At 34.0% G+C, this 13,832-nt stretch carries 16 protein-coding genes; 11 read left to right on the forward strand and 5 right to left on the reverse strand.

Features of this window, described 5'->3' with window-relative positions; all coding sequences use genetic code 11:
• The first annotated feature begins 67 nt into the window (after positions 1 to 67).
• Positions 68 to 1,363: a tyrosine--tRNA ligase gene (tyrS, locus tag J8H85_RS13335; protein WP_209655704.1), complete on the forward strand. Its 1,296-nt coding sequence runs from the start codon at positions 68 to 70 to the stop codon at positions 1,361 to 1,363.
• Between the two features lie 126 nt (positions 1,364 to 1,489).
• Here the strand turns inward: tyrS and J8H85_RS13340 are convergent, their stop codons facing one another.
• The 4 genes from J8H85_RS13340 to J8H85_RS13355 form a co-directional block, all read right to left on the reverse strand.
• A complete protein-coding gene (locus tag J8H85_RS13340; protein ID WP_209655705.1) occupies positions 1,490 to 1,936 on the reverse strand; it encodes a YHS domain-containing (seleno)protein in 447 nt (148 codons plus the stop codon).
• 39 nt (positions 1,937 to 1,975) lie between these two features.
• Complete coding sequence (locus tag J8H85_RS13345) at positions 1,976 to 2,956, reverse strand: LuxE/PaaK family acyltransferase (RefSeq protein WP_209655706.1); 981 nt, start codon at positions 2,954 to 2,956, stop codon at positions 1,976 to 1,978.
• 72 nt (positions 2,957 to 3,028) lie between these two features.
• Positions 3,029 to 4,666, reverse strand: a complete 1,638-nt coding sequence (locus J8H85_RS13350; protein ID WP_209655707.1) for a T9SS type A sorting domain-containing protein — start codon at positions 4,664 to 4,666, stop codon at positions 3,029 to 3,031.
• 111 nt (positions 4,667 to 4,777) lie between these two features.
• Positions 4,778 to 5,119, reverse strand: a complete 342-nt coding sequence (locus J8H85_RS13355) for a T9SS type A sorting domain-containing protein (RefSeq protein WP_209655708.1) — start codon at positions 5,117 to 5,119, stop codon at positions 4,778 to 4,780.
• A 203-nt stretch (positions 5,120 to 5,322) separates the two neighbouring features.
• Between J8H85_RS13355 and J8H85_RS13360 the strand changes: the two genes are divergently transcribed.
• A complete protein-coding gene (locus tag J8H85_RS13360; protein ID WP_209655709.1) occupies positions 5,323 to 6,003 on the forward strand; it encodes a response regulator transcription factor in 681 nt (226 codons plus the stop codon).
• Positions 6,003 to 7,046 carry a sensor histidine kinase gene (locus J8H85_RS13365; protein ID WP_209655710.1) on the forward strand — a complete coding sequence of 348 codons (1,044 nt, stop codon included), beginning with the start codon at positions 6,003 to 6,005 and terminating at the stop codon, positions 7,044 to 7,046. The genes J8H85_RS13360 and J8H85_RS13365 overlap by 1 nt, the downstream gene beginning before the upstream one ends.
• Here J8H85_RS13365 and J8H85_RS13370 read toward each other — a convergent pair.
• Positions 7,029 to 8,075 (reverse strand): glycosyltransferase, encoded by a 1,047-nt coding sequence (locus J8H85_RS13370; RefSeq protein ID WP_209655711.1) that lies wholly within the window; start codon positions 8,073 to 8,075, stop codon positions 7,029 to 7,031. The two genes, J8H85_RS13365 and J8H85_RS13370, sit on opposite strands and share 18 nt — an antisense overlap.
• A 232-nt stretch (positions 8,076 to 8,307) precedes the next feature.
• Between J8H85_RS13370 and trmB the strand changes: the two genes are divergently transcribed.
• From trmB to J8H85_RS13410, 8 genes are all read left to right on the forward strand, one after another.
• Positions 8,308 to 8,982 (forward strand): tRNA (guanosine(46)-N7)-methyltransferase TrmB, encoded by a 675-nt coding sequence (trmB, locus tag J8H85_RS13375; RefSeq protein WP_209655712.1) that lies wholly within the window; start codon positions 8,308 to 8,310, stop codon positions 8,980 to 8,982.
• 2 nt (positions 8,983 to 8,984) lie between these two features.
• Complete coding sequence (locus J8H85_RS13380; protein WP_209655713.1) at positions 8,985 to 9,614, forward strand: lysine transporter LysE; 630 nt, start codon at positions 8,985 to 8,987, stop codon at positions 9,612 to 9,614.
• 3 nt (positions 9,615 to 9,617) lie between these two features.
• Entirely contained in the window at positions 9,618 to 9,947 is a 330-nt protein-coding gene (locus J8H85_RS13385; RefSeq protein ID WP_209655714.1) for an MGMT family protein, read from the forward strand.
• Between the two features lie 292 nt (positions 9,948 to 10,239).
• On the forward strand, positions 10,240 to 11,379 hold the full coding sequence (locus J8H85_RS13390) for an Mrp/NBP35 family ATP-binding protein (protein ID WP_209655715.1): 1,140 nt from the start codon (positions 10,240 to 10,242) through the stop codon (positions 11,377 to 11,379).
• A complete protein-coding gene (locus J8H85_RS13395; protein WP_209655716.1) occupies positions 11,380 to 11,625 on the forward strand; it encodes a NifU family protein in 246 nt (81 codons plus the stop codon). It begins immediately after the preceding gene.
• Between the two features lie 112 nt (positions 11,626 to 11,737).
• Positions 11,738 to 12,067: a 2Fe-2S iron-sulfur cluster-binding family protein gene (locus J8H85_RS13400; RefSeq protein WP_209655717.1), complete on the forward strand. Its 330-nt coding sequence runs from the start codon at positions 11,738 to 11,740 to the stop codon at positions 12,065 to 12,067.
• 462 nt (positions 12,068 to 12,529) lie between these two features.
• On the forward strand, positions 12,530 to 13,516 hold the full coding sequence (locus J8H85_RS13405) for a hypothetical protein (RefSeq protein WP_209655718.1): 987 nt from the start codon (positions 12,530 to 12,532) through the stop codon (positions 13,514 to 13,516).
• A gap of 115 nt (positions 13,517 to 13,631) precedes the next feature.
• A partial coding sequence (locus J8H85_RS13410) for a transposase (RefSeq protein ID WP_209655719.1) occupies positions 13,632 to 13,832 on the forward strand: 201 nt, incomplete at its 3' end.

Raw genomic sequence — 13,832 nt, forward strand, 5'->3', positions numbered from 1 at the left:
CTTTAAAACAAAGTAATTATGCATGGATTTTTATCTTTGCCGTAGTTTTGTGAAAATTGAAAAAAAGATGATAAAGAATTTTGTAGAAGAATTGACATGGCGTGGTATGATACAAGATAGTATGCCAGGTACCGAAGAACACTTAATGGAAGCGATGCGTATGGCATATGTAGGGATTGACCCCACAGCCGATTCATTACATATTGGGCATTTGGTGGGGGTTATGGGTCTTAAACATTTTCAATTGGCAGGGCATAAGCCTGTTGCACTTGTAGGAGGGGCAACGGGAATGATTGGCGATCCATCAGGTAAATCATCAGAACGAAATTTGCTTGACGAAAAAACATTGAAACATAACCAAGATGCTATTAAGGGGCAATTAGCACGCTTTTTGGATTTTGACAGTGATGCTGATAACGCTGCTATTATTGTGAATAATTACGATTGGATGAAAAACTTTTCGTTTTTAGAGTTTATTCGCGACGTTGGTAAGCACATTACGGTTAATTATATGATGGCCAAAGATTCTGTTAAAAAGCGTTTGTCGTCTGAGTCTGCCGTAGGGATGAGTTTTACTGAATTTACATACCAATTGGTGCAGGGTTACGACTTTTTACACTTGTATCGTGATAAGCAATGTACATTGCAAATGGGCGGAAGCGATCAATGGGGTAACATTACCACAGGAACCGAACTTATTCGTCGTATTGATGCAGGTAAAGGTTTTGCACTTACTTGGCCATTGATAACCAAGGCCGATGGTACTAAGTTTGGAAAAACCGAAGGCGGAAATATTTGGTTGGACACCGAAAGAACATCACCATATAAATTTTACCAATACTGGTTAAATACAAGTGATGTTGATGCGGAAAAATATATTAAAATCTTCACGTTTTTAACGCGCCAAGAGATAGAAAGCTTAATCGACGAGCATAAAGAAGCACCACATTTACGCGTATTACAAAAGCGATTGGCAGAAGAAATAACCACCATGGTGCATTCTAAAGAAGAATTGGAAAATGCCATTAAAGCCAGCGAAATTCTTTTTGGAAACTCAACGGGAGACGATTTAAAACAATTGAACGAAAAAACATTTTTAGATGTGTTTGATGGTGTGCCATTAACAGAAATTGCTAAAGATGCTATTGAAGACGGATTGGATATCATCGCTGCTTTGGCCGAAAAAGGAGGTTTTTTAAAATCAAACGGTGAAGCGCGCCGTGCTTTAAAGGAAAATTCTATTTCTGTAAATAAAGAAAAGGTAAAAGACGACTATACCATTACTTCTGAAGATTTGATTAATAACAAATTTGTACTGTTACAGCGCGGTAAAAAGAATTATTTCATTTTAAGAATCGTTTAAAAAATATTAAAGCCTGAGCGAGAGCTCAGGCTTTAAACTAACCAACCAACTAAAAAAATTAATCTTTCTTTTTCATAGTTATGGTAATAGTCGTGGTTAGGTTGTAAAACTTACATAACAAATAACTTATTTTTTGTATTTAATTTGTTTCCAATTTTCATCAGCTTTTTTTCTTAATAGTTCTGGGTTTTCATTTTTCCACAATTTTAAGGTGTTGATGCCCCATGAATTATAAAACAAGTAGAGTTTACCGTTTTTAATCTCGAAAGTTTCAGGATCTATACTTACTTTATCTCCTTTTGCTCCTACGGCATACGCACAGTAGCCACCGTATTGAGGTAAATATTTTTCAGGATTTTTATTAAATGAGTTTAAATTTTCCTTAGAAACGAATTTATATTTAACACCATCAAATTGTGAAACGAAATTTTTTTTGCCTTCAACCGCTTGATTGTTGAAATAAGCAACCACATCGTAGCCTTCTATGGCGAAACCTTTTTTAATATTGTAGTCAATGGTTTGAGAAAAAGATAGCGATGCATAAAGTAGAAATAACGGTATAAGACTTTTCATAAATGTATTTTTATAATAAGTCGGAAAGCAGTTTGTAACTTACAATACCATCAAATTGCAACCACGTATATCAGAATTATCAAAGCGTCCAATAATTTCAAAAGTGTAGTCTTCGTAAACTTTGCCTAAATCTTGAGTAGCAATAAAGGAGCACGAATTTATGTTGGCTAAATCAATCACATTAATACCGCCCGCTTTTCCTTTTGGTAGGATAGTTAAAGCATCTTCGGTGTCTCGGGTTAAAATACGCATCCAATGTGGGGTTTTAAAAACACCGTGGCCTTGGGAGTATCCCTGACTTAATAACTCGGTCATACCATACTCGCTATGAATGGTTTCAACCCCAAAACCTTGTTTTAATTGGTTGTGTAGTTCTTCGCGAATCAATTCCTTTCTGCGTCCTTTCATGCCACCAGTTTCCATGATGATGGTATGCTTTAAGTTGAATTGAAATGATTCTACCATGTCCAACAAAGCAAATGAAACACCAATTAAAAGCACTCTTTTTCCTTCAGAATCTAAACGTATTAAAGTGTCTTTTAATTCTGAAATATTGTTTAAATAAAATCCGCTTTCTGGATGGTTTGATTGTTTAATGAATGCGTCAACCATATAAACTAAGGATGAATCGTCGCGTTCTAAATACGATGGTAACAAGGCTAAAACCACATAATCTTCCATATTGCCATAAAAATGATTGAAGCCTTTTTGGAAACTTTCTTCATAAATTTTCAAATCGGTAACTACATGTTTGCTGGTTGTGCTTCCAGTAGTTCCCGAACTTGTAAAAGTAGTTTGAATAGGTTCTTTGGAACTTAATATGTTATGGGTTTTAAAAAATTGAATGGGAAGAAATGGAATCTCTTCTATGGTTTTTACATCGCTGGGATGTTTGTATATTAAATCGCAAAATGAACGGTAAACGCGATTGTTTTCAAACTGATATTTAAAGGTTTTTAATGCCATGGCATTAAACTGTTCATCGGTTTGTATGTTGAAAATAGGGTTTGCGTTTACCATATGGCAAAAGTAGATAAAATAAAAAAGCGCTACCAAACAGTAGCGCTTTAAAAATTTATAAAGTTGATTAAATTATTTAACTACTAATTTTTTAGTAATGCTAGCATCATCTTGAGATACTTTCATAATATAAAGACCAGCGTTTAATTTTGAAACGTTTAAAACGTTATCGCTAACAGTTTGTTTTAAAACTTGTTTTCCTAAAACATCAAAAACAGAAACTTCCATGTTTGCACTGCTTTTACTGGAAATGTTCACATAGCCTAAATAGGTTGGATTAGGGTACATGTTGAAACCTGCTATTTGTAGGTTTTTGGTTGATAAAGTCAGTTCGCTTAGTGAAGTTGCTGTAAGTTGAGGTGTGCCACTAAATTCTGCCACTAAAACGTTCATGTTATTTGAGCCAGATGGAATAGTTTGTCCAATATAGTCAACTTCACTAAAGCTAGTTCTAAATGTTATTGTAGAACCATCACTAATATCATAATTGGTACTAGAAGCAAAAGTACCACCCGCATCTGCAAAAGTTACACCATTGATTCTAACTAGCTCAGATTCATAATCTTCCCAACTTGTTAATAGAGTAGATATGGATACAACTTCAGGGGTTATTGTAGTTCCTGTTGTAACTGTTGCATCAACAGATGGAATTAGTTGTAAAACTCCATTAAACTCAGAGGCTTGTCCAATAAGACCACTAATTCCATCTCCAACAGTAAAGGGTGTAGCAATAGTTCCGTTTGCATCATCAATTAATATACCTGCAGTAGCATCTTGGATGTATTTTTGGTTTCTACTAGCTCTGGTATAGCTAATGGTTGGTGTTGAAGATATTTGGTAATATTTTCCAGTTCCATTAGCAACAACATCGGCTCTCAATGCAGCTAAATCTGCAACAACAGTTAATGCGGCCACATCAAAAGAAATCATGTCAGAATCAACAACCCCGCCATTAACAAGTTCTACAGTGACATTGTAAGTGGTTCCATTAGTGGTTGTAATATTAAAAGGACTGGTAACATTAGTGGTTTTACTTCCATTAACGGTTATATCAATAGTTTCTCCTCCAACTAAATTGTTTGTGCTAAATACAACATTTACACTTGTAGTGCCTGCAGCTATTGTGGCTCCATTAGAAGGAGAGGTTATGTTTATGGATGGAGAGGCGGCTCCAAAAGTTTGGCTTGTATTTATAGCGCCATATGTAGAAGCCATAGATGTGCTCCATGTGAAGTTGCCGTAAGTATTACCTGTTCCAACAAGCTGTAATGATTCACCCTCAACTGTTCCGCTTTCTGAAACGCCAATGTCAGTAGAAGTTACTCCGTCTGCAACTCCTCCAGTACCTACAAATGAACCTTCGTAACTTAAAAATTGAATTAATGTGGAACCATTACTTAATGCAATTCCGTCAGGAGCTCCATTCTGTAAACCGGCAAGGTCAAACCATAAAGTTCCATAACCACTGCCACCTTGATTTGGGATGATTCCTGATAATGAAACTACGGGACTGTAAGAAGCACCCCCGTTTCCATTGTATGGCGTTAAAGTGTATCCAGTTAAATCTGTCCCAGCAGGACCAGCTATTTCAACTCCTTCTCCCGAATCTGTGCCTGCATCATCATAATGAATTTCGTTGATGAATACAGTTTGCCCAAATGAAACCGCGGAAATTAAAATTGTAAAAAGTAAAGAGTAAAGTTTTTTCATAATTATAAGAGATTAATTAATTTTTCTCCCATAAAATTAAATATATTTTTTGAATTAAAATCAAAAAAAACAGCCCGTTGGCTGTTTTTTTACTGTAATATAATGTTTTCTTTACTTTATCACTAATTTTCTGGTTTCGCTTGTGTTGTTTTCAGTAATTTTAATCACATAAACACCTTTGCTCAAATTTGAAATATTTAACTCTTTACCTGTTAAAACAGTACTGTAAATTTGTTTGCCTAACACATCGTAAAACTCAATTCTTTTGGTCAAATTTAGCTTCGATGTAATGTATATAAACGTTTTACCGTTACTAACAGGGTTAGGGTAAATAGATAGGTCTTCTATATTTTGCTGAATAGAATTTCCGTTAGCATTGTTTTGACTAAACCCAGAAAAGGCTGTAAAAAATGCTAAGACAAAAAATAAAGTTAAAAAGTAGTGTTTCTTCATAAGTTCAATTCAACGCTGTAAATATACGGAATTACAGCAAAAGTGATGCCAAAAAAGTGTTAAAGATATGCGTGTTTAAACGAAAGTTTAAATTATTGTAACTTGTTTGTTATCTTAATGTTATTTATATTAGTTTATCAATAAATTCTTTTTATTAGTTTTATCTTTACTTAAAAAAGAAGAGCATTTATTTGTTTTGTATAATGAAAAAGAAAGACATAAAAATATTATTAGTTGATGATGAACCAGACATTTTAGAAATTGTTGGTTATAATTTAACAAGCGAAGGTTATCAAGTAATAACTGCTGAAAATGGAAGTGAAGGTGTGAAAAAGGCAAAAAAAGAACTTCCAAATTTAATTATTTTAGATGTGATGATGCCAGAAATGGATGGCATTGAAGCTTGTGAACTCATTAGAAAACATCCTGATTTACAAAATACCCTTGTTGTCTTTTTAACTGCTAGAGGCGAAGATTATTCCCAAGTTGCAGGGTTTGATGCTGGGGCCGATGATTATATCACCAAACCTATTAAGCCAAAAGTTTTAGTAAGCAAAGTAAAAGCACTTTTAAGACGCTTTAAAGAAGAAGAAGTTGCCGATTCGTTCAAGATAGGAAATTTAGAAATTAATAGAGACGAGTATAAGATTACTTCAAAAGGAAAAGAAATAATTTTACCTCGAAAAGAATTTGAATTATTATCTTTATTGGCATCAAAGCCAGGGAAAGTTTTTAAGCGCGATGAAATTCTAGACAGTGTTTGGGGTAACGAAGTTGTAGTTGGTGGCAGAACTATTGATGTGCATATTCGTAAACTTCGTGAAAAAATTGGAGACGATAGCTTTAAAACTATAAAAGGCGTTGGCTATAAGTTTGTAGATTAATGCAACCAAAATTTAAAAAATCATATAGGTTTGCGGTAAAAACATCGCTTTATTTAACTATATATGTAACGCTCTTAACGAGTGTTTTTTTATTCATTTTTTATTCATTTAATATCTGGTACATATTAGTGCTGGCTGTTAGCACCTTTATATTTTCATTTTTTGTAACACAATACAGGGTAGAACGCTTTATTTATAAACGTGTAAAAAAAATATACGATGATTTAACACTTTTAGAATCAACCAGTATTACAAAAGGTACCATAACTACCGATATGAAAACCCTAACACAGGAAATTGATAAGTTTGCGCGTGATAAAAAGATAGAAATAGAATCGCTTAAAGTTAGGGAGCAATATAGAAAAGAATTTTTGGGTAACGTTTCGCATGAATTAAAAACGCCTTTATTTACTGTACAGGGTTATATCTTAACGCTGCTTGATGGCGCCATGGAAGATAAAAACCTTAGGGAAAAATATCTGGAACGTGCCAGTAAAGGTGTAGAAAGATTGGGGTATATTGTGAAAGATTTAGACATGATTACCAAGCTGGAAATAGGTGACTTAAGTTTGAATCCTGAAGTTTTTAATATCGTTGAATTGGTTGAGAACGTGTTTGATATGCTTGAAATGAAGGCTGCCAAAAAACGGATCACACTTACTTTTGATACCGATTATTCGAAACCCATTATGGTAAATGCGGATAAAGAACGGATACAACAAGTATTGGCAAACCTAATTGTGAACTCCATTAAATACGGTCAAGAAAAAGGGACTACCGAGGTTAGTATAGAAAACTTGATAAAAAATAAAGTTATTGTTAGGGTTACCGATAATGGTGAAGGCATTGATAAAAAAGATTTGTCTCGTATTTTTGAACGCTTTTATAGGGTTGATAAAAGTGGTTCGCGTAAAGAAGGTGGCTCTGGTTTAGGACTTTCCATTGTAAAACACATTATTGAAGCACACGACGAAAAAATATATGTAGAAAGTGAATATGGTGTTGGTAGCGAGTTTTCTTTTACCTTAGAAAAGGTTGAATAATTCTTTATAATCAGTTTCATGGTCAAATGATTTCAGTCCTTTAAAATCTTCTACATCCTTTAATTTTTCTATAGTAAAAGTGTTTTGACTGCAACTAGGCACAAGCTTTAATTCTGTAAGGCGTTTTGCTAAGTATTCTTGTTCAAATTGGCCTGGAGTTGGAATAAAATATGCTTTCTTGCTAAGTTTGGCTAAATCCATAACGGTTGTGTAGCCCGAGCGCGAAATAACCAAAGCACTTTCATTTATGGTTTTTTCCAACAAATTAGAGGTCATGAAATTGTAAATGGTCATGTTGCCAATAATTTGTATGGTTTGTTCCTTTTCCATAATCCCTTTTACAAAAACCACTTTGCCAGAATAATTTTTAAACGTTTCTAAAAGTTTGTTTTCAAGTAAAGTACGCTGAGGTTCAGGGCCCGATAACAAAACCAAAATAGGATTGATAATATTTGTATGTTTTTTTTCAAACCTGCTTAATGGTCCAATATACGTTGTAGGTATTTCGAAACTTTCCGGATGTCCTAACTTTCCGCTTAAATTAATATCGGTTTCAACATCAGGAACCCAACAAACATCAAACTTTTTAATAAATTTTTCATGAACTTTAGTACTAAACCAAGTAGTGCTGCCACTTAAAACTTTCAGCTGGTGCGTAATAAATACTGAAGGCACTTTTTTGCTGTATACCCCCAATCTGTTGTCAGAAATAATTCCCGAAATGGTATTGTTTTCAATTAAATTCTTGATGGCTTTTTTTTCAGCTTTAATCGCTTTTAGCAATTTGGGCGAATCGGTAAGCAATTTTAATTTTAAGAATTTGCCATTTTTGGTATACGTTATATTATAAGAAGGTAATTCAACTGATGAAAGTAATGGAAATTCCTTTTGCAAAAGTGTAAGCGCAACCCCATCGCTAGCTAAAATGGGTTCAAAACCATGAGCTATCAATGCGTTTATAATGGGAATACATCTGGCTGCGTGCCCTAATCCCCAATTTAAAGGTGCCACTAAAATGCGTTTTTTCATGGTTTACAATTAAAGCGTTCTTACAAATTTGGGATCTATGCGCTTTGCTTCTTTCAGAAACGGTTTTTTACTAAAAATGAAAATTTATTGGTTTCAAATTTATTAAAATAAATTGTAAGAGTAATCCTTAATGTAGATTTAAATTAAATTCAAAGATAAGCATATAAACACTCTCGTATATTTCCGTAATTTTACCAAAAATTAATTAATAATAAGAAATAGTTAGTAACCAGTGGGAAGTAAAAATAAGCTAAGAAGATTTAGAGAAAACGAAACTTTTGATAATGTATATCAACCAACTAGAGATGCGTTGGTTAATAATAGTTTTATATTGAAGGGAAATTGGAACCGTTCGGTGTTTAAAAATGAAAACCCGTTGGTGTTGGAGTTAGGTTGTGGTAAAGGTGAATATTCGGTGGCATTGGCAAAAAAATATCCCAACAAAAACTTTATTGGTATTGATATTAAAGGGGCGCGTTTTTGGAGAGGCGCTAAAACAGCTGTAGAAGAAAATATACCTAATGTGGCTTTTTTACGCACACAAATAGAACTTATAGATCACGCTTTCGCTCAAAATGAAGTTGATGAAATCTGGATTACTTTTCCCGACCCTCAAATAAAATACAAACGCACCAAGCACCGCATGACGAATGCTGAATTTTTAAAACGTTACAAAGCCATTTTAAAACCAGAGGGTGTTGTAAACTTAAAAACCGATAGTGAGTTTATGCATGGTTACACACTTGGGTTGTTGCATGGTGCAGGACATGAGGTGCTTTATGCCAATCATAATGTGTACAAACAAGAAGGAAGTCCAGAAGAGGTTACAAGCATTCAAACCTTTTATGAATCGCAATATTTAGAGCAAAATAAACCAATTACGTATATTAGGTTTAAAATTAAATAGATTTGGATATAACTGTTATCTTTTTTTTAGGCTTAATTGTAGCGTTAATTGGCGTCATTCCTCCAGGGCTGTTGAATATGACGGCGGCTAAAATTAGCCTAAAAGAAGGACATGTAAGAGGTGTTGTATTTTCCATTGGGGTATGTGTTATTGTAATAGTGCAAACCTATTTAGCTGCTATTTTCGCTAGAAAATTAAGTAATCATTTGGAAATAGTTGATGTGCTTCAACGTGTTGCCTTTGTTATTTTTGTACTCATAACCATTTATTTTTTATTTGTAGCAAAAAAAGAGCCTAAAGAGGTTTTAGAGTCTACTAGATGGAGTAAAAAAGGCAGATTTTTTCAAGGGATATTTTTATCTGCTATAAACATATTTCCTATTCCGTACCAAGCGTATATGACCATCACGCTGGCCTCAATTAATTGGTTGGATTTTAGTCAAATTAGTATTATTTCGTATGTGGCGGGTGCTGTTATGGGTACATTTGTAATGCTTTATATTTATATGTTTTTTTTCGATAAAATAAAAGATAAATCCATTACATCCCAAAAAAGCATGAACTACCTTATAGGAGGTATTACGGGTGTTATTTCAATAATTACACTCATAAACATTATTAAGGAAATGTAAGATATGCAACCAGAAACACTCAATTTTTTTGATAAAGTTTATGAAGTTGCCAAACAAATCCCTTATGGCCGCGTTACCAGTTATGGGGCTATTGCCATGTATTTAGGAGCCGTAAAAAGTGCTCGTATGGTTGGGTATGCCATGAATGGTTCGGTAGGTAAAGATGTGCCAGCCCACCGAGTTGTAAATAGAAAAGGTTTGCTAACAGGTAAGCATCATTTTGACGGTACAAACTTAATGCAGCAACTTTTAGAAAGTGAAGGGATTAAAGTAGTTGATAACCAAATTCAAGATTTCGAAAAGGTGTTTTGGAATCCTTCAAAGGAATTGTAGTTTTCAAATACCAAATACCAAATACCAAATACCAAATACCAAAATATATTATTTCCTAATTCTTCAAAAATTTACAAATAATTACAAATCCGAATCAGTCATAACAAAACCAAATATTAGCATCAATCATTTCAATTCAATCACTTTACATTTTAAATAATTCACAGTATCTTTGCGTTTTAGAATGATTCTTAATAAATGTAGAGAATAATGATTTTAGATCAATAAAAAGAACTTTAGAAACGGTGTCTTTTTCTTTAATCTATTTTTCATATCTCATATCTCAAAAAAAATGAAACTTAATAAACAAGATATACTTAAAGCTCTGGAAACTATTACAGTAGTAGGCGAAGGACAAAACATGGTAGAAAGTGGTGCCGTAACCAATGTAGTGACTTTTGGTGATGAGGTTATAGTAGATATTACCATAAAAAACCCAAGTTTACAGGCTAAAAAACGTACTGAAGTTGACATACTTAAAACCATACACGAACAGGTTTACGAAAAAGCTAAAATAACCATCAACGTAAAAGTGGATGCACCTGCTAAACCTAAAGCCAATGTTATAAAAGGAAACCCAATTCCGGGAATTCAAAATATTGTAGCCGTAGCTTCTGGAAAAGGTGGCGTAGGTAAATCTACCGTAACATCAAATTTGGCGGTAACTTTGGCAAAAATGGGTTTTAAAGTAGGGGTTTTGGATGCCGATATTTATGGGCCATCCATCCCTATTATGTTTGATGTAGAGGCTGAAAAACCTTTGGCAGTAAATATTAATGGGAAATCTAAAATGAAACCTGTTGAAAATTATGGTGTCAAAGTATTATCCATTGGCTTTTTTACACAACCAAACCAAGCCGTAGTTTGGCGCGGGCCTATGGCTGCAAAAGCATTGAATCAAATGATTTTTGATGCACATTGGGGCGAACTCGATTTTATGCTTATCGATTTACCACCTGGTACAGGCGATATCCATTTAAGCATCATGCAATCATTACCTATTACAGGTGCTGTGGTGGTAAGTACACCGCAAAATGTGGCATTGGCAGATGCTAGAAAAGGCGTTGCCATGTTCCAACAAGAAAGTATTGATGTGCCTGTATTAGGAATTATAGAAAATATGGCATACTTTACACCCGAAGAATTGCCAAACAACAAGTATTATATATTTGGAAAAGAAGGTGCTAAAAACCTAGCCGAAGATATCAATGTGCCATTTTTAGGTGAAATTCCATTGGTGCAAAGCATTCGTGAGGCAGGTGACGTTGGTCGTCCAGCAGCATTGCAAACCGCCACACCTTTAGAACAGGCTTTTGAAAAACTAGCACAAAACGTAGTGCAAGAAGTGGTAAACCGTAACGAAAACTTACCACCTACCGAAGCAATAAAGATTACAACCATGGCTGGATGTTCAGCAGTTAAAAAGAAATAAATGACAACAGAAGAAGTTAGAGCAAATGTAGAGAAAGCATTAGATGAAATTCGCCCGTTTCTGCAAAGTGACGGTGGCGATATCTCTTTATTGGCCATAGAAGACAACGATACTATAGTGAAAGTACAGTTGGAAGGCGCATGCGTAGGTTGTACCGTTAACCAAATGACGTTAAAGTCGGGTGTGGAAATGACCATAAAAAAGTATGTGCCACAAATAGAAAAAGTGGTAAATATTCTATCATAAAAAAATAAATACCTTTCCAAATAAAATCAAAATACATAAATAATATTACTTTTGTCGGGTGGTTTTGGCATGCATGGTGCTAAGTAACCCGTAGTATAAGTAAAATAGAGTTATGCAAGATATTACTATAAAAATTACAGATAGAGACGGTGTTACACACGAAGTGGTGGCACCAACCGATATGGCAATGAATTTAATGGAAGTAGTACGTAGTTACGAGCTGGCACCAGAAGGCACCATTGGTATTTGCGGTGGTATGGCTATGTGCGCATCTTGCCAGTGCTATGTGTTGAGTGATACTGAATTGCCGCCAATGAGCGATGACGAAGAAGCGATGCTGTCCGAAGCTTTTGATGTAAAAGATAACAGCCGTTTAGGGTGCCAAATCCAAATGACACCTGATATGAACGGTCTTGAGGTAGAGCTAGCTCCTGAAAGTTAGCCAATTCCTATCTTTCCGCTCCACTCAAGATAAACTACAGCAGGAATCTCACGATACAAAAACTCCAAATTTTAATTGAAGTATTTGGGTGTTCCCTTATCCTGAAACAAATTCAGGAACTGGATCGGGCTTTTTGTCATTCCTGCGAATCCCGATAGCTATCGGGAAGGAATCCACAATTAAAGTTAAATCTTTCTTTTTAAGTTATTTTCTTTTAATAGAAAACCAAAAGGATTTCCACTTCTATCCCTAACTCACCTGCCAGCAAAGTCTATTCTTTACCGTTATGGCGAGGTACTAAGCCTTCGGTTTGTAATTTAGCTTTGAATATTTTGTAAAATTCGTTTAAAAAACCACTTATTTTGTAAGTGAATATTTATTAAATTCGTAAATATATAATGTTAAGTAATAGTAAATATTTATTGGTGCATGTAATAACACCAAGAACTGAGTACATATAACATGAAAGAAAACTCGAGGAAAATAGTATTAGGACATCCCTTTTCAGGAGCTCTATATGCCTATTTTGATAAAGAATTAAATAATGGAAATTATTTGGAGGCAAGTAAATATCATGGTTACTACAAAACACTATATAGAAAACAATACGAATCATTCATAGAGATATCAATTGCGTTTTCATTACTTTTTGATGATATTATTATTCCAGCCGCAGATAACCCTGTGCCTGATTACCAAAAATACCAAACGAATGGGGATTATTATAACCCAGATTTCGGATTATTTTTCACATGGAGAGATGATGCTAATTATGCTCATATAGTTTCAGAAAAAATAGATTTTGCATTAAATGACCTAATTATCAAACAAAAATTGATGAAAATACCAAAACCAGCGCATAATCAGATTTTGCATGAAGTTTATTACGAAATCTCAATGGCTAAAAGATTTGATTGTCCCATTTTAACGTCAGGATTAAGGCAAGAATTGGCAAAAAGGATATCGATTTTAGAATCAGATAACAACCCTGAATTTGCAGACTTGAAAAAAGTAACTTTTGTTGATTATTATTTAGATATAACAGGACTTTTATTCCAGCCAATGAATATTGACTCATTTTGTTATTTAAAATCAGAAAATGATTTAAGAAAATATGCTGATGGATTTGTAAATATCCTTGAAACGTTTGAGATGAAGGATAATAATAGTGTAAAAATAGAATTGCTGAAATTAATTCAAGAAGCAATTAATAAAGATAAATTAAATTCTAAGATTTCTGGTGCTTTCTCTACAAGTTCAAGTGTATTGAGTTATGCGGGATTGATACCAGTAGTAGGAACTGTAGCCGGAATAAGTAGTATAGTATCTGACATTACTTCAAAAGGAATAGATAAACTAAATGTTAAAAATAGATGGTTTGAGCTATCTTCTCAAATAGAAAGGATAAAATCAAGAGAAAAATTGAAAAAAGCATTAAATAAAATGTAAATACAGTACTAAAAACATATAAAATAATAATAGAGAAAGTAGTTACAATTCTTTAAAAAACCGTTGACAATAATTATGACCCGTCCTGAAATAAGGCTACATAATTTTAAACATTATGTATAGAAATGACAAAGTAATCAGACGGTATTCAGAACCTTTCAAACTGAAAATTCTGGACGAAATTACAACCGGCAAACTAAACAAGAACCAACTAGGTAAACTTTATGGAATTGCGCCTACCACCATCAATGAATGGATCAGGAAGTATAACCGTAAAGACCTAATGAACACCAGAGTAAAAGTGGAAACAAAAGAC

Source organism: Mariniflexile gromovii, assembly GCF_017814435.1.
Classification (GTDB): Bacteria; Bacteroidota; Bacteroidia; order Flavobacteriales; family Flavobacteriaceae; genus Mariniflexile; species Mariniflexile gromovii.